Source organism: Vibrio sp. LQ2, from assembly GCF_023920125.1.
Lineage (GTDB): Bacteria > Pseudomonadota > Gammaproteobacteria > Enterobacterales > Vibrionaceae > Vibrio > Vibrio fluvialis.
In genome coordinates this window covers 3,573,568-3,599,828 of sequence record NZ_CP085308.1, presented here as the reverse complement: position 1 = coordinate 3,599,828, position 26,261 = coordinate 3,573,568, and the positions used below count along the sequence as shown (strand labels likewise).

Here is a 26,261-nt window from a genome sequence, read left to right as displayed (position 1 = left end):
GCTCCGGTTTCGATGGTGTTAGTTTTTTGCGTACAGCAGCTCACTGTAGCGGGAGAGTTTTTGTAGCCGAATTTTTGCATTAGCAATAAAGGTTTCTTTGGCTTTCCCGTTGAGTGATTTTGATTGCGGCAGTTCGACTGTACGCGGGTTTTTATGAACCCCATTAACCAGAAACTCGTAATGCAGGTGCGGACCAGTGACTCGACCAGTTCCCCCCAGCGTACCGATCACCTGTCCCTGTTTTACTCGCTGACCCGTTTTAACAGTGCGGCGCGTCAGGTGCAGATATTTTGTGATGTAGGTGTTGCTGTGACGAATGAAAACGTAGTTACCGTTAAATTGGTTGTAGCTGGATTTTTCTACCACGCCGTCACCAGCTGCCCAAATCGGCGTGCCGACAGGGGCAACATAGTCAGTGCCACGGTGCGCTTTCACCTGACCAGTTACAGGGTGTAAGCGACGCGGATTAAAGTTAGACGAAACGCGGCGGAAATCGAGCGGAGAACGCAGGAATGCTTTTTTCATCGCACGGCCGTTTTCATCGTAATAGTTGCCCGTATTGTCATCCAGAATTGCGGTAAACGTGGTGCCTTGGTTGGTGAACATAGCGGCGATGATGTTACCCCGGCCAATCACTTCACCTTCAACCACTTTCTCCTGATACAGCAATTTGAATGTATCTCCGCTACGAATATCGAGAGCAAAATCGACGTCCCAGCCAAAAATGCCTGCCAACTCCATGATTTGGTTCGCCGACAAACCAGCACTGACGGCAGCATTCCAGAAATTAGACGTGATCTCTGCCTCCGCATAATTGTATTGGTAGAAGATGTCTTTTTTATCAAATTCGGACGTGTAACCCGATTCTGAACGGGTTACAGAGAAGGTTTCGTACGCGCTGATTTTGCGTTTGAGCTGAATCAGATCGTTATTCTCATCAAAGCCAAACTGTAATTCATCACCAGGTCTTAAGCGTGACAACTGATTGTTGATATCGTCGTTGCTGGAGGTCAGCTCATATAACTGACGGGAAGATAGGCCGATACGCTGAAACAGAACAGCAGCACTTTCCCCTGAGTGGACAGTGTGTTTCTCCCAACGCAAAACGGCAGAAGGCAAAATGGTTGCACCGGGAGAGAGCGCTTCACTATTAATAGCAAGCGGATAATGGTGTCCGACCTGGAGCCGGTTGGAATCGTTTCTCAGTGCCTCCGGATTCGGCAGAAAAAACAGGGCGATGACGATCAACGCACTGAACAGGGCAATTAACGCCCGATGAATCCACGGAAGACGAGCAAAAATAGAAAGCATACTCGGGTTCGTTCAATGATTAATTAACAAAAACGCTAGTTCGTTAGTCTAACTGGTTTCAAAATTCATCGCTATTCAAGTAAGATGTCGAACTATTAAATTTTTGCCAAATCTGTGGGAGTGAACAAGAATGGCGAGTATTGAAGCTGCTTTAGCTGAGATTAAGCGTGGTGTCGAGGAGCTGATTCCGGAAGAAGAACTGATTGCCAAGCTGAAAGAAGGCCGTCCTCTGCGTATCAAATTGGGTGCGGATCCAACGGCTCCGGACATTCACCTTGGTCACACGGTAATCCTGAACAAGCTACGTACTTTCCAGGACTTAGGCCATGATGTGACGTTCCTTATCGGTGACTTCACTGGTATGGTTGGCGACCCAACAGGTAAAAATACCACGCGTCCGCCGCTGACTCGCGAAGATGTACTGCGCAACGCGGAAACCTACAAGCAACAGGTGTTCAAGATTCTGGACCCCGCTAAAACCAAGATTCAGTTCAACTCAGAATGGCTGTCTGAACTGGGTGCGGAAGGTATGATTCGTTTGGCGGCGAACCAAACGGTAGCTCGTATGCTTGAGCGTGATGATTTCAAAAAACGTTATGCGAACGGTCAGCCGATTGCGATTCATGAATTTATGTATCCACTGCTGCAAGGTTACGATTCTGTCGCGATGGAAACCGATGTTGAGCTGGGTGGTACTGACCAGAAATTCAACTTGCTGATGGGGCGTGAGCTGCAAAAATCAAACGGCCAGAAGCCACAAGTTGTGCTGATGATGCCTCTACTGGTTGGTTTGGACGGCGAGAAGAAAATGTCGAAGTCAGCCAACAACTATATTGGTGTCAGCGAAGCGCCAAGTGAAATGTTTGGTAAAATCATGTCGATCTCGGATGATCTGATGTGGAGCTATTATGAGCTTCTGTCTTTCCGTCCTCTGGAAGAACTTCAGCAATTTAAAGCAGATGTGGCGAACGGTAAAAACCCTCGTGATATCAAAATCCTGCTGGCGAAAGAGATCATCGCTCGCTTCCATTCAGAAGCGGATGCGGATGCGGCAGAGCAAGAGTTCATTAACCGTTTCCAGAAAGGTGCGATGCCGGATGAAATGCCGGAGTTTGAATTTGAAGCGGGTATCGCGATTGCTAACCTGTTGAAAGACGCAGGCCTGGTTGGTTCAACATCGGACGCTCTGCGTATGATCAAGCAAGGTGCGGTAAAGCAAGACGGTGAAAAACTGGATGACGCGAAACTGGTTCCTGAGGTAGGCACATCGGTTTATCAAGTTGGTAAGCGTAAGTTTGCGCGAGTAACGGTAAAGTAATTGACGGTTACCACAACGATTAAATGAAAAGCGCCTCAGGGCGCTTTTTTTGTGGGGTGGTTTGGAGCGATATAGGTTTTTAAGCGCAGGATAAACCAAGTTTCAAACAGCAGCAGTGCTGCAATCGCATATTGCCAGTGGGTATTCTGTGCCATGAAATACCACACACTCCCCATGGACAGCCAAATGACGGTCAGCGACTGCCACTTTTCCGCCCGGGTAAATCCTTGTTTATGGTGTAACCGCCTGGCCAACGGCCCCAGCCTTTGGTGTTGTAGCAGCCATTGCTGAAATCTCGGTGACGATACGCCAAAGCAGTACAGAGCCAGCAGCAAAAAGGGCACGGTGGGCAGAAGCGGTACGGTGGCGCCGATGGCACCCAGAATCACACAGGTGATACCGACACACTGATAACCTTTGCGTTTTATTCGGTTCATCAATAACGTGAATCCTATGATTTTCATCGCGTTATAAACAGTATCGAAGCGATTTAACCAGATGTCGAGGTGCTGAGAAAATTTACGCTGATTTGACTGTTTTTTAGGTTTTGGTTTGCTACAATCCCCGCGCTGCTTTAAATGCCGCGTAATTTCGGAGACTAACATGAACAATACCGACCATCCCCCTAGTATGAAGGGAGAAAAATAACCCGCTGTTGGTATTGGCTTGTTCGCCCTGCCTGCGCGGTAGGGAACCTTTTCTCAAATTCCTCTCTATTTTTCTCCATTCCTCTAGTTGATAAGCCTTGGCATGTCACACGTAATGACGTGTGAAATGTTGTTGATGCCTACTTATCGATGGTCGTTACCTATGCCAATCGGGAGATTCGCCATGACGGTAATGAACAACTACTACATTGAAAATAATGCCTATTTTTCTCAAGAGGAAATCGGCGCTGCGCGTAACGCATTTTTGCAATACGATGAACAAACGCAAGTACATTTGCTGACGGTTATGCCGATTGATGAAGCGGTGGCGATTTTGCACCACTGTTCGGTTGGCTATGTCCAGCATTTGCTGAACTTGCTGGATAAAGAAGATCACGATAAACGTGCTCGTCACTATGCCCACCGCTTGGGTTTCATTCACTCAGAGGTGGAGACGTCGCACAGCTATCTGAATACCAGTGTGATGGAGCATGTGAAACATCGTATCGGATGGATCATTTCGCTGGCTTTGCTGGGTATTGTGTCAGGCCTGATCATTTCGCACTATGAAGACACGTTGAGTCAGTTAGTATTGCTGGCGGTGTATATGCCTGTGATCGCGGCTGCGGGCGGTAACACTGGCAGTCAGGCAGCTACATTGGTGATCAGTGCTCTTGCGACGGGCGAGCTTAAAAAGCGGCAGTGGATGAGTGTGCTATGGAAAGAGAGCCGGGTGGCATTGTGTATCGCATTGGCCATTTCGCTGGTCATGATTGGCCGCATTCTGCTGTTCAGCGATCCGAATGCGGCTGGGGGATTCAGTTTGAATAGCATTGCGCTGGCGATCGCCATTGCGCTGTTTATTCAAGTGACGATCTCAACCACACTGGGCGGCATTCTGCCGATCATCGCCCGGGCTTGTAAGCTGGATCCTGCGGTGTTGGTCAGCCCGGTATTGGCATCGATCGTCGATATCTCAGGGATGTGGATCTACTTTACTGTCGTGAATCATGTGCTTGGCTTAGGCTGAGAACCTGATGATAAAATCCGGACTCAAACTGAGTAATGGGGGCTTCGACCGGAAGCTCAGTTTGGGACTCTGGCGGGAAATAGTCGGTGACATACTGAATAAACAGTGTCTCCGGCTTGCCCTGTTTGTCCAGTCCGAAACCAACCACGTTGTGTGTACCGTACAGCGATCCACTCTTCCCTTTGATCTTGCCTTTCACTTCATCGCTGCGCATGCTGCGGCGATATTTGAGTGTGCCACTCTCACCAGCAACAGGAAGCAAATCGATAAGCCCTAATTCCTGATCGTGTTGCCAGACGTAGATGAGGATCTGGCGCATGCTGTCGAGACGAATTCGGTTGTTGCGTGATAAGCCGGATCCGTCGGTGAGCTGTGCGTCAGCCAGTGAAATGCCTGTACGCGCAAAAATGATCTGTTTGATCGCTTCGGTACCGTTGGTAAAGCTGCCTGGTTGAAGGAAAAAATGGTGTCCTAGCGTTTTGGTCAGCGTGTCAGCAATCAGATTGTCAGAATCTTTAAGCATGGTATCCAATAGCTGAGTCAGGCTTTCGGATTGGTGAGTGGCAATCACTTGAGCGGTTTTTCCGGGCAGAGCGCCAATTCTTACTTCACCTTTTAAAGTGATGCCCAATTGATTGAGCAATTTATACACCAGACGCTGAGCATACAAATCTGTGTTCTGCACGGCGAATTTCAGTGGCAGAGGCTTTGTTCGACTGGGCAGGCAACCTGCGAGACGATAATGGTTTTCCGGTGATGTGGTGAGCTCTAAATCGCAATGCTGGCTTTGTTGTTCGGTATCGCTCACGCTGCGGGCTTCGGAAATCACATGCACCGGGTAATGCTCAGGAACGAATACGCGGGTTCGGCCATCATCCTGAGTATAAATGGATGCCTGAATGCAGTTTCCATCAAGATTAATCGAGCTGACCGGAGCACTGTAACATACGCCCATGACGTCCCAGGGCCAACCGATCGCGCGCTCGTATCCGGTAAAGCGGCGATTATCAAGCCATAAGTCGCCCGTGATGGTCGAGCCTTGCTGTTGTTTGAGTGCTCTGAGCAGTGTTTTCACATCGTCGGTTTTGAGCGTGGGATCTCCACTGAACACCAGCGCTGCGTTATTTCCGGAAACGGCTAATGTTGTTTCAAAGCGAAAATCCGGCCCTAACTCTAACTGGCTCGCTAATGCGGTGATCACTTTTAATGTGCTGGCTGGCGGAAAATACTCTCCGGTTTGCAGACGTTCACTCGGCTCCGCGTTATTGAGCGACTGGATAAGCAGCCCAGCGCGAGCGCCGTTCGGTAAAGATTGCGTGTTTAGCTGCGCTGAAGCCGCTACGGAAAAGAAAACACAGTACAGGGAGAAGGAAAAGACACGGAATCGTCGGGGTTGAAGTAAAGACATAACGCCTGATCACTGGGGAAATGGTGACAGAGAGTATAGCGAGATAGAAAAACGCCTGCTAGTAAGCAGGCGTTTTGCGATTGACAGATGAATGTCAAATTAGAAGTCGTAACGCAGACCCAGTGCGATTTCGTCTTCAGCGTCAACTTTAGTTGCAGTGCCTTTACCAGTTGAAGTACCGATAGTATCGCCTTTGTCAATCAGGTTGAAGTTGTACGATACGTAAGCACGGAAGTTAGGCTTGAAGTAGTAAGTCGCGTCTACTGCCAGGTTGTCAGCAGAAGTTTCACTTTCAGTTTCAGCGTTGTTGTAAGTAGTAGTGAATACAGTTTGGTTCAGAGTGTAAGCTGCTGCTAGCTCGTAACCAGTGTAGTCGTACTTGTTGCGGTTTGAATCTTGTTTCTCACCGTCAGTAAACAGACCTGCGAAGTAGAAATCAGAAACGGTGTAAGACGCTGCTAGCATGTATTCGTTAGCTTTGTCTTGGTCAGCGTAGCCAGCACCTAGTTTCACGCCAGTGTCGCCGATTGCGTAGATAGCAGACAGAGAGTAACCATCTTGTTTGTTATCAGAGAAAGTTGAACCGTCATCGCTACGGTCTGCAAAACGGTAAGTCGCACGTAGAGCCAGGTCAGAGAACTGGCCTTTGTATGCAATCATGTTGTCCGCACGGTCAGCAACAGTCAGTTTGTCTGCTGCAGAGTTACCGTGGTAAGCCATGATATCGGTAAAGTCAGTGATTACACCCAGTGAGCCTTCAGTTTTACCGTAAGATACTTCACCGAAGTTGCCGCCGATTCCAGCGTATGCGTAACGACTAGTCAGGTTATCGCTATCGCTGTCGATATCGCCGCCATCGTTAGTAGTCAGTTCAGCTTCGTAGAAACCAAGACCGTACAGGCTGTCGTTGATTTGAGTTTTGCCCAGAACGTTGATACGCACACGAGTTTTGTCGTCTGCTTTGCCATCTTTCAGAGACAGACGTGCTTCAGCACGGCCGCCTAGTGCTAGAGAAGTACCATCTTGGTTGTATAGTTCACCAGCGTTTACGCCAGTAGCCACTGCTGCAGCTGAGACCGCAAGAGCAATCAGAGTCTTTTTCATCTTATTAAGTCCTAGTTTACTGTCCATAAGTAATAATTCAGCCACGTTGTTTTATCTAACGTGCGGCGAATATTTAAATGTGTCTAGTTGAATACCTATTACATATTAGTATTCACACAGAACATTCAAAGCGTTCGTGGCTCAATTTGTACCCTCAAAGTTCCTCAATCAGTTAGTAAAATGATATAAATCCAGCTTATGAACAGTGTTTTATTGTCAATAAAAAAATATCAAATTATTGTTTTTTAACGTTTTTGTTTGGTTTTGTGAAAGGTTTTAAATGGTAAAGAAAGTTGAATTCTTTATCTTTTTTTACGTGTTTTAGCGGAAATTCTAAACAAATGAATTGTGCAGCAGATCACGCTGAATCTTACAGGTTGGGCTTAATCTCAATTTCTGGTCGCAAAACTTGAATTTGGATGATTTCATCGGCATGTTTGTTTACACTAATCTGCAAATGATTCATCGAGTACTACCTAATCCTTTTTTAGGGGTTGGGTAGTTTTGTATTGTCCAAAGATAGCTTTGGCATAGAGGTATAAAATGGAAAAAGTTCCGATGACACTTCGCGGCGAAAAGATGCTGCGTGAAGAACTGGATAGACTACTTAAGCTTCGTCCGAAGATTTCAGAAGCGATTGCGGAAGCGCGCGAATTGGGCGATCTAAAAGAAAACGCAGAGTATCATGCCGCTCGTGAAGAGCAGGGCATCTGTGAAGCGCAAATTCGCGATATCGAATTCAAGCTGTCAGTGGCTCAAGTTATTGACGTCACCAAACTGGAAAACACAGGCAAAATCATCTTTGGTTCAACCGTGACTCTGATTGACGTTGATACTGATGAAGAGAAAACGTACCAAATCGTGGGCGAAGATGAAGCAGACATCAAATCTGGCCGCATCTCTGTAAGTTCGCCAATTGCACGTGGGCTGATCGGTAAGATGGAAGGCGATGAAGTGACTATCTCGACACCCGGTGGTGAAAAGGTGTTTGAGATCGACCGCGTCGACTATCTATAAAACACGCGAAACGCAGGCACTAATAATCAAAAAGGTCGCATCATGCGACCTTTTTGTAATCTTAAGTAACCGAAATTACTTGCGTGGCAGTTCGATTTTACGTTGTTCAGACGGACGGAAAAGAACCAATACTTTGCCGATTACCTGAACTTTCCCTGCTCCGGTCTCACGAACAATAGCATCTACAATCAGATGTTTAGTTTCGCGATCCTCTGATACCACTTTCACTTTAATCAGTTCGTGGTGGTCAAGCGCAATTTCGATTTCCGCTAAAACAGCTTCAGTAAGTCCGTTGCCACCCATCAGCACAACAGGTTTTAAATTGTGTGCCAGGGCTTTTAGATGCTGCTTTTGTTTGTTGCTTAGGTTCATTACGCGCCCAATTTTCTTTACTATTAGGGTTGAAAAAACACATTTTAACGCCATCTATCTTGGAAGACTATATTTTCTACCATACTTTCTCAGATAGAGGCTGCTAAGTTAGGAATCGAATGAGTAAACAGAAGCATTCGGCGAGCTCCGGCCGCTGGTTGAAAGAACATTTTGACGACAAATACGTAAACGAAGCTAAAAAGAAAGGTTATCGTTCACGTGCTATCTTCAAAATAGAAGAGATTCAAAGTAAAGATAAATTATTGCAGCCAGGCATGACAGTCGTCGACTTAGGCGCCGCGCCAGGGGGCTGGTCGCAATATGCAGTTGGAATCGTTGGTGATGAGGGGCAAGTGATTGCGTGCGATATTTTGCCGATGGATTCCATTGCTGGTGTTTCATTCCTGCAGGGCGACTTCCGTGAGGAAGCGGTATTGGATGCGCTGCTGGAACGGATCCAACCGGATATGGTTGACGTAGTAATGTCTGATATGGCGCCAAATATGGCGGGTAACCTGTCCGTGGACCAACCACGAGCTATGTATCTGGTGGAATTAGCTTTAGATATGTGTCGACAAGTTCTTGCACCTAATGGTAGTTTTGTGGTCAAAGTGTTCCAGGGCGAAGGGTTTGACCAGTATGTCAAGGATGTCCGAGACATGTTCAAAGCGGTTAAAATCCGTAAACCCGATTCTTCAAGGGCGCGTTCCCGCGAAGTCTACATCGTCGCCACCGGTTACAAAGGTTAACTATTTTGCCCATAGTGGGAAAAGTTAACACTATGGCTACAGCCTACAAACTGTAGTACCCTACCTTTAATTACAACTAGTTATCGCGAGGCTTACACCTTGAGTGACATGGCAAAAAATTTAATTCTGTGGCTTGTGATTGCGGTCGTACTGATGTCTGTATTCCAGAGCTTTGGCCCTGGTGACAGTAACGGCAGAACCATCGATTACACCACATTTGTACAGGAAGTTGGCCAAGGCCAGATTCAGGAAGCTCAATTCAATAACAGTGAAATTTCTTTCACCCGTCGTGGTGGAAGTACTCGCTACGTCACTTACATGCCAGTGTATGACCAGAAGTTGCTGGATGACCTGATTAATCAGAACGTCAAAGTTCAAGGCACACCTCCGGAAGAGCAAAGTTTACTGGGCACCATCTTTATCTCTTGGTTCCCGATGATTCTGCTTATCGGTGTATGGATTTTCTTCATGCGTCAAATGCAGGGCGGCGGCGGCAAAGGCGCAATGTCCTTTGGTAAGAGCAAAGCTCGCATGATGAGCGAAGAGCAGATCAAAACCACGTTTGGTGATGTCGCTGGTTGTGACGAAGCCAAAGAAGACGTGAAAGAACTGGTGGATTATCTGCGTGATCCGAGCCGCTTCCAGAAACTGGGCGGTAAGATTCCGACGGGTGTTCTGATGGTGGGTCCTCCAGGTACTGGTAAAACCTTGCTGGCTAAAGCGATTGCTGGTGAAGCTAAAGTCCCATTCTTTACAATCTCTGGCTCTGATTTCGTTGAAATGTTTGTTGGTGTCGGTGCCTCTCGTGTGCGTGACATGTTCGAGCAAGCGAAAAAAGCCGCGCCATGTATCATCTTTATTGATGAGATCGATGCTGTTGGTCGCCAACGTGGTGCGGGTGTCGGTGGTGGTCACGATGAACGTGAACAAACCCTGAACCAGATGCTGGTTGAAATGGATGGTTTTGAAGGTAACGAAGGTATTATCGTTATCGCTGCAACCAACCGTCCTGACGTACTTGACCCTGCGCTGCTGCGTCCTGGCCGTTTCGACCGTCAGGTTGTTGTTGGGCTACCCGATGTTCGCGGTCGTGAACAAATTCTGAAAGTACACATGCGTAAAGTACCGCTGGCTGGCGATGTGGAACCTTCGCTGATTGCTCGTGGTACGCCAGGTTTCTCGGGGGCTGATCTTGCGAACCTTGTGAACGAAGCGGCTCTGTTTGCTGCTCGTGGTAACAAACGCAACGTTTCGATGGTTGAGTTTGAACTGGCCAAAGACAAAATCATGATGGGTGCTGAGCGCCGTTCAATGGTGATGTCTGAAGAGACTAAAGAATCGACGGCTTACCATGAAGCGGGTCACGCTATTGTTGGTCGCTTGGTTCCTGAGCACGACCCTGTTTATAAAGTGTCGATCATTCCACGTGGTCGCGCTCTTGGTGTGACTATGTATCTGCCAGAGCAAGACCGAGTGAGTATGTCTAAACAGCATCTCGAGTCGATGATTTCCAGCCTGTATGGTGGTCGTTTGGCGGAAGAACTGATTTACGGCGTTGAAAAAGTGTCTACGGGTGCGTCTAACGACATTGAACGTGCGACAGATATTGCGCGTAAGATGGTGACGCAATGGGGCTTCTCGGAAAAACTGGGCCCTATGCTGTATGCGGAAGAAGAAGGCGAAGTATTCTTAGGCCGCAGTGTAACGCAGACTAAGCACATGTCAGATGACACCGCGAAACTGATAGACGATGAAGTTCGTAAGATCATCGATCGCAACTACGAGCGTGCACGCAAAATTCTGATCGACAATATGGATATCATGCATTCAATGAAAGATGCACTGATGAAGTATGAGACGATTGATGCGGGTCAGATCGATGATCTGATGGCTCGCAAAGAGGATATTCGTGAACCTGCGGGTTGGGGAGACCGTGCGAATGCGGCGCCTCAGGATAAAGCAGAGCCAGAAGTGAAAGCCGAAGATACGGTTGCAACTGCTGCTCCGTCAGATGAGCAAACTGCGGACCAAGATTCAGCACAACCAGCTGACAAGAAAGACGCAGAGTAATCCTTCTCTTATATTAAAACCCCGACTTGTTCGGGGTTTTCTGTTTCAGGCCAAATCTATTTTCAGGGACTTATGAAAATACAAACTGCAACTAAAACTCTCGAACTTGATCGCCCACATGTAATGGGTATTCTCAACACCACGCCGGATTCTTTCTCTGACGGTGGCAGCTACACCACGCTGGACAAAGCGCTGGAAAGAGCGCAAAAGATGATCGCAGCCGGTGTCAGTATCATCGATATTGGTGGCGAATCGACGAGGCCAGGCGCGCCGGAAGTTAGTTTAGAAGAAGAACTTGAGCGAGTTATCCCAATTGTAAAAGCCATTCGTGAGCACAATCAGGATGTGTGGATTTCAGTGGATACTAGTAAAGCGGAAGTGATGCGTCAGTCTGTGGCTGCGGGCGCTGATTTGATCAATGATATCCGTTCATTGACCGAGCCGGGTGCGCTTGAAGTTGCCGCGGCCGCGAATGTTCCTGTATGCATCATGCACATGAAAGGCCAGCCGAAGACCATGCAGCAAAATCCGCAATATGGCGATCTAATGGCTGAAGTCGAAGCGTTTCTTCTGGAGCGTATGGCTGCATGTGAGGCAGCAGGTATTGCTCGTGAGAATATTATCCTCGATCCTGGATTTGGCTTTGGTAAATCCATCGTACACAATTATCATCTGCTGGCGAACTTGGAACAGTTCCATCGTTTTGGCTTGCCTGTCTTGGCTGGTATGTCACGCAAATCTATGATTTTTAAATTGTTAGATAAAAAACCCGCGGATTGTATGGTCGCCAGTGTGACTTGTGCATCGATTGCTGCGATGAAAGGTGCGCAGATTATTCGTGTGCATGATGTCGAAGAGACACTGGAAGCGATGACTATCATCGAAACGATGAACAAAAACAGCATATTATAAAAACTAAGGAATCATCATGTCTGATCAAAGACGTTATTTTGGTACTGACGGTGTACGTGGCAAAGTTGGCCAATATCCAATTACACCGGATTTCGTATTAAAGCTTGGCTGGGCGGCTGGACGAGTGCTGGCTAAGCAAGGCACTAAGAAGGTCATCATAGGTAAAGATACCCGCATTTCTGGCTACATGCTGGAGTCTGCGCTTGAGGCAGGCTTGGCTGCCGCTGGCTTGAAAGCCATTTTTACAGGACCAATGCCGACACCGGCGGTGGCGTATCTGACTCAAACTTTCCGAGCAGAAGCGGGAATTGTGATTTCTGCATCACATAATCCGTACTACGATAACGGCATTAAGTTCTTCTCTTCGGAAGGCACCAAACTGCCAGATGATATTGAGCTGGCGATTGAAGCAGAGTTGGACAAACAGATTGAGTGCGTTGAATCGGCAGAGTTGGGTAAAGCCTCGCGTCTGGTCGATGCTGCAGGTCGCTATATCGAATTTTGTAAGAGCACATTTCCCTCCAAGCTGAGCCTGGCTGGATTAAAAATTGTGGTCGACTGTGCGCACGGCGCCACCTACCACATTGCACCGAATGTATTTAAAGAGCTGGGTGCAGATGTCATCGCAATGGGTGTTGAGCCTGATGGTCTGAACATTAACGATAAAGTGGGCGCGACGGATGTGCGTGCGCTGCAACAACGGGTTGTTGATGAAAAAGCAGACCTTGGCCTTGCCTTTGACGGTGATGGTGACCGCATCATCATGGTTGATGAACTGGGTAATAAAGTTGATGGCGATCAGATTGCCTACATCATTGCCCGCGATGCGCTACGCCGTGGCGAGCTGAAAGGCGGCGTTGTCGGTACGCTGATGACCAACCTTGGTATGGAAAATGGTCTCAAACAATTGGGAATTCCGTTCATTCGAGCTGCGGTCGGTGATCGTTATGTCATGGAAAAACTGCAGGAAAAAGGTTGGCTGATTGGCGCTGAAAACTCAGGCCATGTTATTTTGCTGGATAAAGTCACTACAGGTGATGCCATTGTGGCGGCGCTGCAGGTGTTAGCCTCTGTGGTGGGGAGCGAAATGACGTTGAGTGAGCTGGCCAAAGGCATGACCCTTTATCCGCAAGTGCTGGAAAACGTGCGTTTCAGTGGCGACAACAATCCTCTGGAAGCGGAAGCGGTGATTGCATCAGTTAAAGAAGTGGAAGCTGAGTTGGGTGATAAAGGACGTGTTCTGCTGCGTAAATCAGGCACAGAGCCTTTGATTCGCGTGATGGTTGAAGGTGAAGATGCTGCGCTGGTGCAAACATCTGCGTTGAAAATTGCTGAAGCGGTAAAAGTGAACTGCTAAACGCAGGTCGCTACTTGCCCGATAAGCTAGGTTATTGAAAAATGGTCGGCAAATCGGGCAAGTTTTTGATTACGCTTTCTTTGAACCTTTTTTGACCGTTTGATTCATAAACTCGACTTTTTTCGAAAATTCCGCTTGTCAGTCAAACTTGCATTCGTTAGTATTGCCTCCGCCTTCGAAGAGGAGGTCGCTAGCCTTGTTCAAGTCGAATGATTGAACGGCGCTGGCTCAACAATTTGGAACATAGGTGGAAGTAATGTTTACAGTTCTACTTGTGATTTACCTGTTGGCAGCGGTTGGTATCATTGGCCTGGTGTTGATTCAACAAGGTAAAGGCGCAGATATGGGAGCCTCTTTCGGTGCTGGTGCTTCAAACACAGTGTTTGGCGCGAGCGGCTCAGGTAACTTCCTAACCCGAATGACTGCAATTTTTGCAACCGTATTTTTTATCATCAGCTTGGTGCTAGGCAATATGTCTACGCATAAGACTGAATCACAATGGGTTGACCCATCGCAAGGTCAGGTGATTCAACAGAAAGCTGCTGAGACAGTGAGTGAAGCTCCAGCTAAATCAAGCGACGAAATTCCTCACTAACTTATCGAAAGCGATAAGTCAGGTTATGCCGAGATGGTGAAATTGGTAGACACACTAGCATGAGGTGCTAGCGCCCTAGGTGTGAGGGTTCGAGTCCCTCTCTCGGCACCATATTTACAAACTTGTAAATCACCTTGTAGAGCGTATAATTGCTTACAAGTCGGACGCGGGGTGGAGCAGCTTGGTAGCTCGTCGGGCTCATAACCCGAAGGTCGTTGGTTCAAATCCGGCCCCCGCAACCATCTAACCTCTAGGGTTACGGATGCAAGTTTGGCAGTGTTAACCTCACTGCAGTTGAGAAGAAATTCTCAATTTATCAGGGTCCAGCAACAAAAAACCCCGACTTTCGGGGTTTTTTGTTATCTGAATTTTTCATCCGAAAATTCAGGTGCTTGCTTGGAATTTAAATTGGGCTCTATGCCCTTTTTTTGTTTCTGGAGTGGTTTAAATGACTGGTTTAGAAAGACAACTTACTGAAATGCTTGACGCTCCAGTTGCTGCATCAGGTTATGAGTTAGTTGGATTAGAATTTGTCCGTGCAGGACAGCACTCAACGCTACGTATCTATATCGATCACGAAAACGGAATTACCGTGGATGACTGTGCAGAAGTAAGTCATCAAGTGAGTGCAGTGTTGGATGTTGAAGATCCAATTACAGTGGCTTACAACCTTGAAGTTTCTTCACCTGGTTTAGAAAGACCACTTTTTAAAGCTGCACACTATGAACAATTTAAAGGTCACGAGGTCAGCATCGTGTTGAAAATGGCTGTGGGTAACCGCCGCAAGTGGAAAGGTGAAATCCTTGGCGCCGACGGTGAAACCATCAATGTCATGGTTGAAGGGCAGGAAGAACATTTCGCTCTCAGCAACATTTCAAAAGCTAACCTGATCCCTAAATTTTAAGTCTTAGAGGCTATAACAATGAGTAAAGAAATTTTAGCGGTTGTTGAGGCGGTTTCTAACGAGAAAGCGGTACCTCGTGAGCGTATTTTTGAAGCGCTGGAAACTGCGCTGGCTACATCAACAAAGAAGAAATATGAAATCGAAATCGATGTTCGTGTTGCTATTGACCGTAAAACTGGTGAGTTCGATACGTTCCGTCGCTGGCTGGTTGTTGATGAAGTAGAAAACCCGACTAAAGAAATCTCTTTAGAAGCAGCGGTTTACGATGATGAATCAGTCAAACTGGGCGACTACATCGAAGATGAAATCGAATCAGTAACGTTTGACCGTATCACGACTCAAACGGCGAAGCAGGTTATCGTACAGAAAGTGCGTGAAGCTGAACGTGCACAAATCGTTGAACAGTTCATCGACAATGAAGGCGAACTGATCACTGGTGTGGTGAAGAAAGTAAACCGTGACACCGTGATTCTGGATCTGGGTAACAACGCAGAAGCGGTCATCCTACGTGAAGACCAACTGCCACGTGAAAACTTCCGCCCAGGCGACCGCGTGCGTGGTCTGCTGTACAAAGTGGCGCCAGAAGCGCGTGGTTTCCAACTGTTCGTTACTCGTTCTAAGCCAGAAATGCTGGCAGAACTGTTCCGTGTTGAAGTGCCAGAAATCGGTGAAGAGCTGATTGAACTGAAAGGCGCTGCGCGCGATCCGGGTTCTCGTGCGAAAATTGCCGTGAAAACCAACGACAAACGTATTGACCCTGTGGGTGCGTGTGTTGGTATGCGTGGTGCGCGCGTTCAGGCTGTTTCAGGCGAGCTGGGCGGCGAGCGTATCGATATCGTTCTTTGGGATGATAACCCAGCGCAATTCGTGATTAATGCAATGGCTCCAGCGGATGTGGCGTCGATCATCGTTGATGAAGATGCACACGCCATGGACATCGCTGTTGAAGCAGACAATCTGGCACAGGCAATCGGCCGTAACGGTCAGAACGTACGCCTGGCATCTCAACTGACTGGTTGGGAACTGAACGTTATGACAGTGGCAGATCTGCAGAAGAAACACCAAGAAGAGTCAATGGCTTCTATCGAAAACTTCATGAAGTACCTGGATATCGAACAGGACTTTGCGGAGCTTTTGGTTGAAGAAGGTTTCTCGACTCTGGAAGAAATCGCTTACGTTCCAGTGAATGAGCTACTGGAAGTAGACGGCCTGGATGAAGATCTGGTTGAAGAACTACGTAACCGTGCCAAAGATGCGCTGACTACCATCGCATTGGCACAAGAAGAATCGTTTGACGGCCTGGAGCCTGCAGAAGATCTGCTGGCACTGGAAGGCCTAGAGCGCGAAATGGCGTTCAAACTGGCTGCGAAAGGTGTTGCGACACTGGAAGATCTGGCAGACCAGGGTATCGACGATCTTGAAGGTATTGAAGGCCTAACCGAAGAGCGTGCGGGCGAATTAATTATGGCGGCTCGCAACATTTGTTGGTTCGGCGAAGACGCATAATTTTCAGCAAGGGGAGGAAGCGGCATGACACAACTTACAGTTAAAGCACTGAGTGAAGAAATTGGTACTCCAGTTGACCGCTTATTAGAGCAACTTGCTGATGCTGGTATGAAAAAATCAGGTTCAGACAGCGTAACCGAGGACGAGAAGCAGAAGCTTCTCTCCCATCTGCGCAAAGAACATGGCGAAGCATCAACGGCTGAGCCAACTCGTTTAACACTCCAGCGTAAGACCCGCAGTACACTGAGCGTAAATGCCGGTGGCGGTAAAAGTAAGAATGTTCAGGTTGAAGTGCGCAAAAAACGTACGTATGTTAAGCGCAGTACAATCGAAGATGAAGCGACACGTGAAGCTGAAGAAGCAGCAAACCGTGAAGCGGAAGAACAAGCGAAACGCGAAGCTGAAGAAGCACTGAAACGTGAAGCTGCTGATGCAGCGAAACGTGAAGCGGAAGAAAAAGCAAAACGTGACGCGGAAGAGAAAGCTAAACGCGACGCTGACGATAAAGTGAAGCGTGAAGCTCAAGAAGCAAAACGTGAGCGTTCTGCAGAAGATAAATCGAAGCAAGAAGCAGCGCGAAAAGAGGCCGATGAGCTAAAACGTCGCCAGGAAGAAGAAGCGAAACGTAAGGCGGAAGAGGAAAGTCGCCGTCAGCTTGAAAAAGCGCGTGAATTGGCCGAATTAAACAAAGAGCGTTGGTCTGCTGAAGAAGAGAAAAAGGGTGATATGCAAGAAGATACAGATTACCACGTAACGACTTCACGCTACGCTCGTGAAGCCGAAGATGAAGCAGACCGTCGTGAAGAAGGTTCAAGCCGTCGTTCTACCAAAGCGAACAAGAGAAAAATGTCTTCTCGCGATGATAAACAAGAACGTGATTCTTCTCGTACTCGTGGTGGTAAAGCCGGTCGTAAAGGTCGTATCAGCAAGCCTACGTCAATGCAACATGGTTTCGACAAGAGTGCTGTCGTTGCAAAATCTGATGTAGTGATCGGCGAGACTATCGTCGTGTCTGAACTGGCTCAGAAGATGTCAGTGAAAGCGACTGAAGTCATCAAAGTGATGATGAAACTGGGTGCTATGGCAACCATCAACCAAGTGATTGATCAGGAAACTGCTCAACTGGTTGCGGAAGAAATGGGCCACAAAGTTATCATTCGTAAAGAAAACGAGCTGGAAGAAGCCGTTCTGTCTGACCGTGATGACGAATTTGAGTCTGTGCCACGTGCTCCGGTAGTAACCATCATGGGCCACGTTGACCACGGTAAAACGTCTACACTGGACTACATTCGTCGTACGCACGTTGCGTCAGGCGAAGCGGGTGGTATTACTCAGCACATCGGTGCTTACCACGTTGAAACACCAAACGGTATGATTACCTTCCTGGATACTCCTGGACACGCGGCATTTACTGCAATGCGTGCTCGTGGTGCTCAGGCAACGGATATCGTTGTTCTTGTGGTTGCAGCGGACGATGGCGTAATGCCACAGACAGTTGAAGCGATTCAGCACGCGAAAGCGGCCGGCGTACCTTTGATTGTTGCGGTAAACAAGATCGATAAAGAAGCGGCAAACCCAGACAACGTGAAAAACGAACTGGCTGCCTACGATGTTATGCCTGAGGAGTGGGGCGGTGAGAACATGTTCGTTCACATCTCTGCAAAACAGGGTACCAACATCGATGCACTGCTAGAAGCGATTCTGCTGCAAGCTGAAGTTCTGGAACTGCACGCAGTGAAAGACGGTATGGCTTCTGGTGTGGTTATCGAATCACGTCTGGATAAAGGTCGTGGTCCGGTTGCAACGGTTCTGGTTCAGTCCGGTACTTTGCACAAAGGCGACATCGTACTGTGTGGTCAAGAATATGGCCGTGTACGTGCAATGCGTGACGAACTGGGTAACGAAGTGGAAGAAGCAGGTCCTTCTATCCCTGTAGAAATCCTGGGTCTGTCAGGCGTTCCTGCTGCAGGTGACGAAGCAACTGTTGTTCGTGACGAGCGTAAAGCACGTGAAGTAGCGAACTACCGTCAAGGTAAATTCCGCGAAGTGAAGCTGGCTCGTCAGCAGAAATCGAAACTGGAAAACATGTTCTCGAACATGGCTGCTGGTGACGTTGCTGAACTGAACATCGTTCTGAAAGCGGACGTACAAGGTTCGGTTGAAGCGATCGCTGACTCACTACTGAAACTGTCTACTGAAGAAGTGAAAGTGAACATCGTGGGTTCTGGCGTCGGTGGTATTACTGAGACAGATGCCGTACTGGCAGCTGCATCAAATGCTATCGTAGTCGGCTTTAACGTTCGTGCAGATGCGTCTGCTCGTCGTACCCTTGACGCAGAAAACATCGACCTTCGCTACTACTCGATCATTTACCAATTGATCGACGAAGTGAAACAAGCGATGAGCGGTATGCTGGCTCCAGAATTCAAGCAGGAAATCATTGGTCTTGCTGAAGTTCGTGACGTGTTCAAGTCACCGAAACTGGGTGCAATCGCAGGTTGTATGGTGACTGAAGGTACCATTAAACGTCATAGCCCAATTCGCGTACTGCGTGATAACGTTGTTATCTACGAAGGCGAACTGGAATCTCTGCGTCGCTTTAAAGACGACGTAGCAGAAGTTAAGAATGGTTACGAGTGTGGTATCGGCGTTAAGAACTACAACGACGTTCGCGTAGGCGACCAGATCGAAGTGTTCGAAACCGTTGAGATTCAACGCACCATCGACTAACCAACTAAAATTGCATTATCGGCAAGTTTAGGTTGTTGAATACACCATGGGGGGCTGGGTAAACCATCCCCCCATTCTTTCTATCAGTGAGAAAAGAATATGCCAAAAGAATTTAGCCGTACTCAACGTGTGGCACAGCAATTACAAAAAGAATTAGCGATGATTCTACAACGCGAAGTGCGCGATTCCCGTCTGGGTATGGTGACCATTTCTGACGTTGAAGTGTCTCGCGATCTGGCTTACGCCAAAGTTTTCGTCACTTTCCTGTGCGTGGGTGAGCAAACACCTGAATCGTGCCTGAATGCGCTGCGTGAGCACGAAGTGCACATCCGTATGATGCTGGGTAAACGCATTCGTCTGCGTCTGACGCCGGAAATTCGCTTCCACTACGACAACACCCTGGTGGAAGGTATGCGCATGTCAAACCTGGTGACCGAAGTGGTGAGTCAGGACAAGCGCAAGCAAAAAGATGCTGGTCGTGAGGACGAAGAGTAATGGCGCGTCGTCGTAAAGGCCGTGCGATCAACGGTGTTCTGTTACTGGATAAGTCAACGGGCATTTCGTCGAACGACATTTTACAGAAAGTGAAACGCCTGTTTTTCGCCGAGAAAGCCGGACACACAGGTGCTCTGGATCCTCTGGCAACTGGTATGCTGCCGATTTGTCTCGGTGAAGCGACCAAGTTCTCCCAGTTCCTGCTCGACTCCGACAAACGCTACCGCGTGATTGCCAAGTTAGGTGAGCGCACCGACACCTCAGACTCTGACGGTGAAGTGGTGGAAACACGCCCGGTGCATGTCGAGCGCGAAACATTGCTGGCCAAGATTGAATCATTCCGTGGCGAAACCGATCAGGTGCCATCGATGTTTTCTGCGCTGAAATATCAAGGACGTCCGTTGTACGAATACGCACGCCAAGGTATTGAAGTGCCGCGTGAAGCGCGCAAGATTACAGTGTACGACATTGTCCTGCATCGCTTTGAAGGCGATGAAGTGGAGATGGAAGTGCATTGCTCAAAAGGCACATACATTCGTACTATCGTTGACGATTTAGGCGAAATGCTGGGCTGTGGTGCTCACGTCACGATGCTGCGCCGCACTGGTGTGGCAAAGTACCCGTACGAAAATATGGTCACGTTGGAGCAACTCAACGAAATGGTTGAGCAAGCACAACGCGAAGATCGCTCACCTTACGAGATTTTAGATGCGTTGCTGCTACCAATGGATACCGCAGTGCAGGATTTGCCAGAGGTGAATCTGGTACCTGAACTGGTGCACATGGTACAACACGGTCAAGCGGTGCAAGTCTTTGGCGCGCCAAGTGATTGCTTCGTCCGCTTGACTGGCGGAGAGGAGAAACTCTTCTTGGGCGTGGGTGAAATGAACGACGATGGCAAAATTGCGCCGAAACGTCTGGTGGTTTACCCGAAAGACGCCGAGTAACCGTCTTTTTTGATCTTGTGCGAAGGGGAATAATTCCCTATAATTCGCGCTCCTCGTGTCGGCTGAATCAGAGATTGGCTGGCACAAATATAAACTTAACTCTTTAGGAGAGAATTATGTCTCTGAATGCAGAAACTAAAGCAGCAATCGTTGCTGAATACGCACGTGGCGAAGGCGACACTGGTTCACCAGAAGTACAAGTAGCTCTACTGACTGCTTCTATCAACCACCTACAAGGTCACTTCAAAGCGCACAAAGGCGATCACCACAGCCGTCGTGGTCTGCTACGCATGGTTTCTAGCCGTCGTAAACTTCTTGATTACCTGAAAGGCAAAGACCTGTCTCGTTACCAAGATCTAATCAAACGTCTAGGCCTACGTCGCTAATCAGTGGCTGCATAGAACAGTTTGTTTAAAAAGGGGCTATATGCCCCTTTTTTGTTATCTAAATTTGGCACATCTTTCGCAATGTAGTTTATACTACCCGCCGTCTGACTTGATGAAGTCAGCATTATCTAAACTCAAGGCATTACAGTCACCGTAAGTCGGCCAACAGGTCGCGGCTATTAAAAGCAGATTGGGCAATCAGTCCGTTTTTACTAGTCGCGATTGGTGATGTTTTGAGTCTTCAATCGATTCATCCAGGTATGCCCTGGAAAAGGAAAAACTCAATGTTTGAAAAACCAGTAGTAAAAACATTCCAGTACGGTAACCACACCGTGACACTGGAAACTGGCGTTATGGCTCGTCAGGCAACGGCAGCTGTAATGGTAACCATGGACGATACAGCAGTATTCGTGAGCGTGGTTGGTAAGAAAGAAGCCGTTGAAGGCCAAGATTTCTTCCCTCTGACAGTAAACTACCAAGAGCGTACCTACGCTGCAGGTAAAATCCCTGGCGGCTTCTTTAAGCGTGAAGGCCGTCCTTCTGAAGGCGAAACGCTGACTGCACGTCTGATCGACCGTCCAATCCGCCCGCTGTTCCCAGATGCATTTAAAAACGAAGTTCAAGTGATTGCGACCGTTGTGTCTGTTAACCCAGACGTGCAACCTGACATCGTGACCATGATTGGTACTTCTGCTGCGCTAGCGATCTCTGGTATTCCGTTCAATGGTCCTATCGGTGCTGCGCGTGTTGGTCACATCAACGGTCAATTGGTTCTGAACCCAAGCAACGCTGAGCTTGCAACATCGAAGCTTGACCTTGTAGTTGCTGGTACTGAATCTGCCGTTCTGATGGTTGAATCTGAAGCAGAAGTTCTGTCTGAGGAAGAGATGCTGTCTGCGGTTGTATTTGGTCACGATCAACAACAAACCGTGATCAAAGCGATCAACGAATTCGCAGCAGAAGTTGCGACTCCTGCATGGGATTGGGAAGCGCCAGCAGAAAACACTGAGCTGAAAGCGAAGATTGCTGAGCTGGCTGAAAGCCAATTGGTTGAAGCGTACCAAATCACTGAGAAAATGGCGCGTTATGACCGCATCCACGAAATCAGTGCTGAAGTCAGCGCGAAGCTGCTGGCTGAAGACGAAGAACTGAATCCAAAAGAAATCCACACTATTTTCCACGACCTGGAAAAAACTGTGGTACGTCGCAGCATCATCGCTGGCAACCCACGTATCGATGGCCGTGAAAAAGACATGGTTCGTGCACTGGACGTACGTACTGGCGTTCTGCCACGTACTCACGGTAGTGCTCTGTTTACTCGTGGTGAAACTCAGGCTCTGGTTACGGCGACTCTGGGTACTCAACGTGACGCACAAATCATCGACGAACTGACTGGCGAGAAGAAAGATCACTTCCTGCTGCACTACAACTTCCCTCCATACTGTGTGGGCGAGACGGGTTTTGTGGGTTCTCCTAAGCGTCGTGAAATTGGTCACGGTCGTCTGGCAAAACGCGGTATTGCTGCGGTTATGCCTTCTATCGATGAATTCCCATATACAGTGCGTGTAGTATCTGAAATCACTGAATCAAACGGCTCGTCTTCAATGGCGTCTGTATGTGGTTCTTCACTGGCTCTGATGGACGCGGGTGTGCCAATCAAAGCATCGGTTGCGGGTATCGCAATGGGTCTGGTGAAAGAAGAAGATGACTTCGTCGTTCTGTCTGACATTCTGGGTGACGAAGACCACCTGGGCGACATGGACTTTAAAGTAGCCGGTACTTCAAACGGTGTGACTGCACTGCAGATGGACATCAAGATTGAAGGTATCACCAAAGAGATCATGCAGATCGCTCTGAACCAGGCAAAAGGTGCACGTCTGCACATTCTGTCTGTGATGGATCAAGCTATCTCTGGTGCTCGTGACGATATCTCTCAATTCGCTCCACGTATCCACACCATGAAGATTAGCGCAGACAAGATTAAAGACGTGATCGGTAAAGGTGGCGCAGTGATTCGTCAGCTGACTGAAGAAACAGGCACCACCATTGAAATCGAAGATGACGGCACGATCAAGATCGCGGCAACTTCAGGTGAGCAAGCGCAAGATGCGATTCGTCGTATCGAGCAGATCACTGCAGAAGTTGAAGTGGGTAAGATCTACACGGGTAAAGTGGCACGTCTGGCTGACTTCGGCGCATTCGTAACGGTACTGCCTGGTAAAGATGGTCTGGTACACATTTCTCAAATCGCTGACAAGCGTATCGAGAAAGTGTCTGACGTACTGTCTGAAGGCCAAGAAGTACAAGTTAAAGTTCTGGAAATCGACCGTCAAGGCCGTGTACGTCTGAGCATGAAAGAAGCGGTTGAAAAACCAGCTGAAGAAGCGATGGCTGCACAGGATGCACCAGAAGCTGAATAAGCGTCACTGTCTGGGTTAAAGCGCGATCTGTTTTCGCTTTTTAACGCCAAAGCATGTTATAAAGGGAGCGTCATTCGCTCCCTTTTTTAATGCGGGATAAACAGGAGTATCGATTTGTGAAATGGTTTCGAACCGCAACGGTCAGCGTAGCGCTGATGATTCTGGCAGGTTGTGCCACTAAGTCTTCGACGCAAAATACCCAATGGGTATATCCACCGATGGCGATTCCATTGCAAGCCAGTGTTCAGCAGGAAGTACAGATTGCCCGCTTAACTCAACTGTTGCAACGTACGGATTTGAGCAACGAAGTACGCGCGAAAATGTTATTCGAACGCGGCAATTACTACGACAGTGTCGGCCTCAGAGATTTGGCTCGTCTGGATTTTACTCAGTCACTTTCTCTCAATCCGGCGCAACCGGATATCTTCAATCTGCTCGGCGTGTATTACACCGAAGCAGGCGAGTTTGATGCAGCCTATGAATCGTTTGATTCCACGCTGGAACTCGATCCGGAAAACTTCTATGCCGCCCGTAACCGCGCAATTGCCCTTTACTACGGAGAGCGTCCGGAGCTGGCTCTGGAAGAAATTACCAAACATTATCAGCAGGATCCGAGCGACCCGTTTCGCGCGCTCTGGCTGTATATTATTCAAAGCGAGCAGTATCCTGAACAAGCTCGTCAGGACTTGATGGCACGCTATCAACAACATGATGAGCAATGGGGCTGGGTATTAGTAGCTCTGATGCTGAATGAAGTCTCTGAGGAGCAGGCTTTCAAAGCTGTGCTGGGCGGTACTCGTGATAACAGCGCACTGGCACAGCACTTGACCGAAGCGTATTTCTATCTTGGCAAGCGCTATCAGATGCAAGGTGACTATGCTCACGCAGTCTCACTCTATAAGCTGGCGATTTCCTTCAACGTGTATGAGTACGTCGAGCATCGCTACTCGTTCATTGAACTTGGCCGCATCTACCAACACTTGCGCGATGTTCAATTGGCCAAGGCAAAGCCTGAAGCTGAATAAGTTGTCATCTTAATGTGACATTCCATCACTAAGATAAAAAGGCTGCTGATAAGGCGGCTTTTTTATTGCCTGTTGTTTTTAGTTTAGGCAAAATAGTTAGCCTATCTAACCAAGTGGCAAGATTCATGAGTTTAGGCATTCAACTGGAAAAACTGGAACGTTTCACGGCAAAAGTGTGGCGAAAGTACAGTAAAGAAGACCCAATCGCGCAGCTCAGTTTTAATGAGTATGACTACTTAAAAGTGATTCAGGGAGCACAGGAAGCGATTCGGCTGACAGATCTTGCCGCGGAACTGGAAGTGACTAAACCTTCTGCTTCTAATATGGTCAAGCGCCTAGAACGGAAAGGCTTAGTTAGAAGGACTCGTTGCAGCGAAGATGCCCGCTCACATCGTTTTGAGCTGACCGAGCTGGCGGAAGAGCACCTTGAATCAGAAGCTAAGGTGTATCAAATCCTAGCCAACCGGGTGTCACAACATCTCAGTGATGAGGAGTCGGCAGTTCTTGGTATGTTATTGAGTAAAGCATTGCGTTAATTTTTTATGTTTTTAGTTAGCTAGGCTAATTATATTAATGAGTGGTTGAATATGAATACGTCTATCTATCGTCAGTTTCTGCGTTACGCGATTCCGACCGTTGCAGCCATGTTGGTGAATGGCCTTTATCAGGTCGTGGATGGCATCTTTATCGGCCACTATGTGGGCGCGGAAGGTTTAGCTGGAATCAACGTGGCTTGGCCAGTGATTGGTACGATTCTGGGGATGGGGATGCTGGTCGGGGTGGGCACCGGAGCATTGGCCTCGATTAAACAAGGCGAAAAAGATCTCCACAGTGCCAAACGCATTCTTGCGACGGGGTTGCTGACGCTGGTGATGTTGGCGCCGATCGTTGCTACGATACTGTGGTTCTTCGCTGATGACTTTTTGCGTTGGCAAGGCGCTCAAGGGCGCACGTTTGAATTGGGCATGCAGTATCTGCAAATCCTGATCATCGGTTGTGTCTTCACTCTGGGGTCGATTGCAATGCCATTTTTGCTGCGCAATGACGACAGTCCGAATTTAGCCACATTGCTGATGGTGGTGGGCGCGCTGTGCAATATCGTGCTCGATTACGTGCTGATTGCCTGGTTGCAATGGGAGTTAACCGGAGCGGCGATTGCGACCGCGATTTCGCAGCTGATCGTCACCGGTCTTGGTTTTAGCTACTTCTTCTCAAAGCGTGCCAAACTGCGTCTGACGCGCGCTTGTCTTACCATGGAGTGGCGCTATCTGCCGAAGATCTTTGCCATTGGAGTTTCCAGCTTTTTTATGTATGCCTACGGTTCAACCATGGTGGCGCTGCACAACAGCCTGATCATTCAGTACGGCAATGCCGTCATGGTCGGCGCGTATGCCATTTTGGGATATATCGTCACCGTGTACTATCTCACCGTGGAAGGTATTGCTAACGGGATGCAGCCGCTGGCGAGCTTTAACCATGGCGCGCGTCAGTACGACAACATTCGCCGCTTGCTGAAAGTCGCCATGAGTATTGCAGTGCTGGGCGGGGTGGTGTTTGTGCTGATGATAAATCTGTTCCCCGAACAGGTTATCGGCATTTTTAACTCAAACGATCCCCGTTTGATGGAAGGCGCGGTGTTTGCGCTCAAACTGCATATGTTCGCCCTGTTTCTGGATGGCTTTTTGGTGGTCAGTGCCGCTTACTATCAGGCAACCAATCATGGCGGCAAGGCGATGTTTGTCACCGTGGGCAACATGATGGTTCAGTTACCGTTTCTGTATATTTTGCCGAAGCTGTACGGCATTACCGGAGTGTGGATTGCGTTTCCGCTGTCGAATATCGCGCTCAGCTGCGTGGTCGGTGTGATGCTGTGGCGTGATGTCTCACGCTTAGGAAAAACGTCTGTACCTGCTTATGCTTAGTGAATTGACGTGCAAAGAAACCAAAAGGCTGAAATA

Annotated in this window: 23 protein-coding genes and 2 tRNA genes; 20 read left to right on the top strand and 5 right to left on the bottom strand. The window is 48.3% G+C overall.

Annotation, left to right across the window (positions count from 1 at the left end):
• Positions 1-18: 18 nt before the first annotated feature.
• The gene (locus LGV68_RS16820; protein ID WP_020332033.1) at positions 19-1,311 is read right to left on the bottom strand and encodes a peptidoglycan DD-metalloendopeptidase family protein; all 1,293 of its coding nucleotides are present in this window, start codon (positions 1,309-1,311) and stop codon (positions 19-21) included.
• Between the two features lie 130 nt (positions 1,312-1,441).
• Here LGV68_RS16820 and tyrS point away from each other — a divergent pair, with 130 nt between their 5' ends.
• Positions 1,442-2,629, top strand: coding sequence for a tyrosine--tRNA ligase (tyrS, locus tag LGV68_RS16815; protein ID WP_020332034.1), 1,188 nt, complete (start codon positions 1,442-1,444; stop codon positions 2,627-2,629).
• Between the two features lie 35 nt (positions 2,630-2,664).
• On the opposite strand, the gene LGV68_RS16810 is transcribed toward tyrS, so the two are convergent.
• Positions 2,665-3,234 (bottom strand): YbaN family protein, encoded by a 570-nt coding sequence (locus LGV68_RS16810; protein WP_020430505.1) that lies wholly within the window; start codon positions 3,232-3,234, stop codon positions 2,665-2,667.
• Positions 3,235-3,460: 226 nt separating this feature from the next.
• On the opposite strand from LGV68_RS16810, the gene LGV68_RS16805 reads away from it, so the two are divergent.
• A complete protein-coding gene (locus tag LGV68_RS16805; protein WP_158125387.1) occupies positions 3,461-4,306 on the top strand; it encodes a magnesium transporter in 846 nt (281 codons plus the stop codon).
• Here the strand turns inward: LGV68_RS16805 and dacB are convergent.
• On the bottom strand, positions 4,272-5,714 hold the full coding sequence (dacB, locus tag LGV68_RS16800) for a serine-type D-Ala-D-Ala carboxypeptidase (RefSeq protein WP_252535689.1): 1,443 nt from the start codon (positions 5,712-5,714) through the stop codon (positions 4,272-4,274). The two genes, LGV68_RS16805 and dacB, sit on opposite strands and share 35 nt — an antisense overlap.
• Before the next feature lie 99 nt (positions 5,715-5,813).
• Complete coding sequence (locus LGV68_RS16795) at positions 5,814-6,818, bottom strand: porin (protein ID WP_061056168.1); 1,005 nt, start codon at positions 6,816-6,818, stop codon at positions 5,814-5,816.
• A 543-nt stretch (positions 6,819-7,361) separates the two neighbouring features.
• Here LGV68_RS16795 and greA point away from each other — a divergent pair.
• Entirely contained in the window at positions 7,362-7,835 is a 474-nt protein-coding gene (greA, locus tag LGV68_RS16790) for a transcription elongation factor GreA (RefSeq protein WP_020332039.1), read from the top strand.
• Between the two features lie 75 nt (positions 7,836-7,910).
• Here the strand turns inward: greA and yhbY are convergent, their stop codons facing one another.
• A complete protein-coding gene (yhbY, locus tag LGV68_RS16785) occupies positions 7,911-8,207 on the bottom strand; it encodes a ribosome assembly RNA-binding protein YhbY (RefSeq protein WP_252535686.1) in 297 nt (98 codons plus the stop codon).
• Between the two features lie 119 nt (positions 8,208-8,326).
• Here yhbY and rlmE point away from each other — a divergent pair, with 119 nt between their 5' ends.
• The 17 genes from rlmE (at position 8,327) to LGV68_RS16700 (ending at position 26,225) form a co-directional block, all read left to right on the top strand.
• Positions 8,327-8,956: a 23S rRNA (uridine(2552)-2'-O)-methyltransferase RlmE gene (rlmE, locus tag LGV68_RS16780; RefSeq protein WP_020430511.1), complete on the top strand. Its 630-nt coding sequence runs from the start codon at positions 8,327-8,329 to the stop codon at positions 8,954-8,956.
• Positions 8,957-9,055: 99 nt separating this feature from the next.
• Complete coding sequence (ftsH, locus tag LGV68_RS16775) at positions 9,056-11,026, top strand: ATP-dependent zinc metalloprotease FtsH (RefSeq protein ID WP_080650541.1); 1,971 nt, start codon at positions 9,056-9,058, stop codon at positions 11,024-11,026.
• Between the two features lie 72 nt (positions 11,027-11,098).
• The gene (gene folP, locus LGV68_RS16770) at positions 11,099-11,938 is read left to right on the top strand and encodes a dihydropteroate synthase (RefSeq protein ID WP_252535685.1); all 840 of its coding nucleotides are present in this window, start codon (positions 11,099-11,101) and stop codon (positions 11,936-11,938) included.
• A gap of 16 nt (positions 11,939-11,954) precedes the next feature.
• Entirely contained in the window at positions 11,955-13,295 is a 1,341-nt protein-coding gene (gene glmM / locus LGV68_RS16765) for a phosphoglucosamine mutase (protein WP_020332043.1), read from the top strand.
• A gap of 256 nt (positions 13,296-13,551) precedes the next feature.
• On the top strand, positions 13,552-13,890 hold the full coding sequence (gene secG, locus LGV68_RS16760; RefSeq protein WP_024374244.1) for a preprotein translocase subunit SecG: 339 nt from the start codon (positions 13,552-13,554) through the stop codon (positions 13,888-13,890).
• A 27-nt stretch (positions 13,891-13,917) separates the two neighbouring features.
• Positions 13,918-14,001: transfer RNA gene (locus LGV68_RS16755), tRNA-Leu, on the top strand.
• A gap of 54 nt (positions 14,002-14,055) precedes the next feature.
• Positions 14,056-14,132 (top strand) — tRNA-Met (locus LGV68_RS16750).
• 206 nt (positions 14,133-14,338) lie between these two features.
• Positions 14,339-14,794: a ribosome maturation factor RimP gene (rimP, locus tag LGV68_RS16745; RefSeq protein ID WP_020332045.1), complete on the top strand. Its 456-nt coding sequence runs from the start codon at positions 14,339-14,341 to the stop codon at positions 14,792-14,794.
• 18 nt (positions 14,795-14,812) lie between these two features.
• A complete protein-coding gene (nusA, locus tag LGV68_RS16740; protein ID WP_020332046.1) occupies positions 14,813-16,300 on the top strand; it encodes a transcription termination factor NusA in 1,488 nt (495 codons plus the stop codon).
• A gap of 24 nt (positions 16,301-16,324) precedes the next feature.
• The gene (infB, locus tag LGV68_RS16735; RefSeq protein ID WP_020332047.1) at positions 16,325-19,030 is read left to right on the top strand and encodes a translation initiation factor IF-2; all 2,706 of its coding nucleotides are present in this window, start codon (positions 16,325-16,327) and stop codon (positions 19,028-19,030) included.
• Positions 19,031-19,129: 99 nt separating this feature from the next.
• The gene (gene rbfA / locus LGV68_RS16730) at positions 19,130-19,525 is read left to right on the top strand and encodes a 30S ribosome-binding factor RbfA (RefSeq protein ID WP_020332048.1); all 396 of its coding nucleotides are present in this window, start codon (positions 19,130-19,132) and stop codon (positions 19,523-19,525) included.
• Positions 19,525-20,472, top strand: coding sequence for a tRNA pseudouridine(55) synthase TruB (gene truB / locus LGV68_RS16725; RefSeq protein WP_020332049.1), 948 nt, complete (start codon positions 19,525-19,527; stop codon positions 20,470-20,472). Before rbfA ends, truB begins: the two co-directional genes overlap by 1 nt.
• Positions 20,473-20,588: 116 nt before the next feature.
• Entirely contained in the window at positions 20,589-20,858 is a 270-nt protein-coding gene (gene rpsO / locus LGV68_RS16720) for a 30S ribosomal protein S15 (protein WP_020332050.1), read from the top strand.
• Between the two features lie 284 nt (positions 20,859-21,142).
• Entirely contained in the window at positions 21,143-23,278 is a 2,136-nt protein-coding gene (gene pnp, locus LGV68_RS16715) for a polyribonucleotide nucleotidyltransferase (RefSeq protein ID WP_055452129.1), read from the top strand.
• 116 nt (positions 23,279-23,394) lie between these two features.
• Positions 23,395-24,303, top strand: coding sequence for a lipoprotein NlpI (gene nlpI, locus LGV68_RS16710; protein ID WP_238775764.1), 909 nt, complete (start codon positions 23,395-23,397; stop codon positions 24,301-24,303).
• A gap of 125 nt (positions 24,304-24,428) precedes the next feature.
• Positions 24,429-24,839, top strand: coding sequence for a MarR family transcriptional regulator (locus LGV68_RS16705; RefSeq protein WP_020332054.1), 411 nt, complete (start codon positions 24,429-24,431; stop codon positions 24,837-24,839).
• Between the two features lie 51 nt (positions 24,840-24,890).
• Positions 24,891-26,225, top strand: coding sequence for an MATE family efflux transporter (locus LGV68_RS16700; protein WP_024374246.1), 1,335 nt, complete (start codon positions 24,891-24,893; stop codon positions 26,223-26,225).
• Positions 26,226-26,261: the final 36 nt, after the last annotated feature.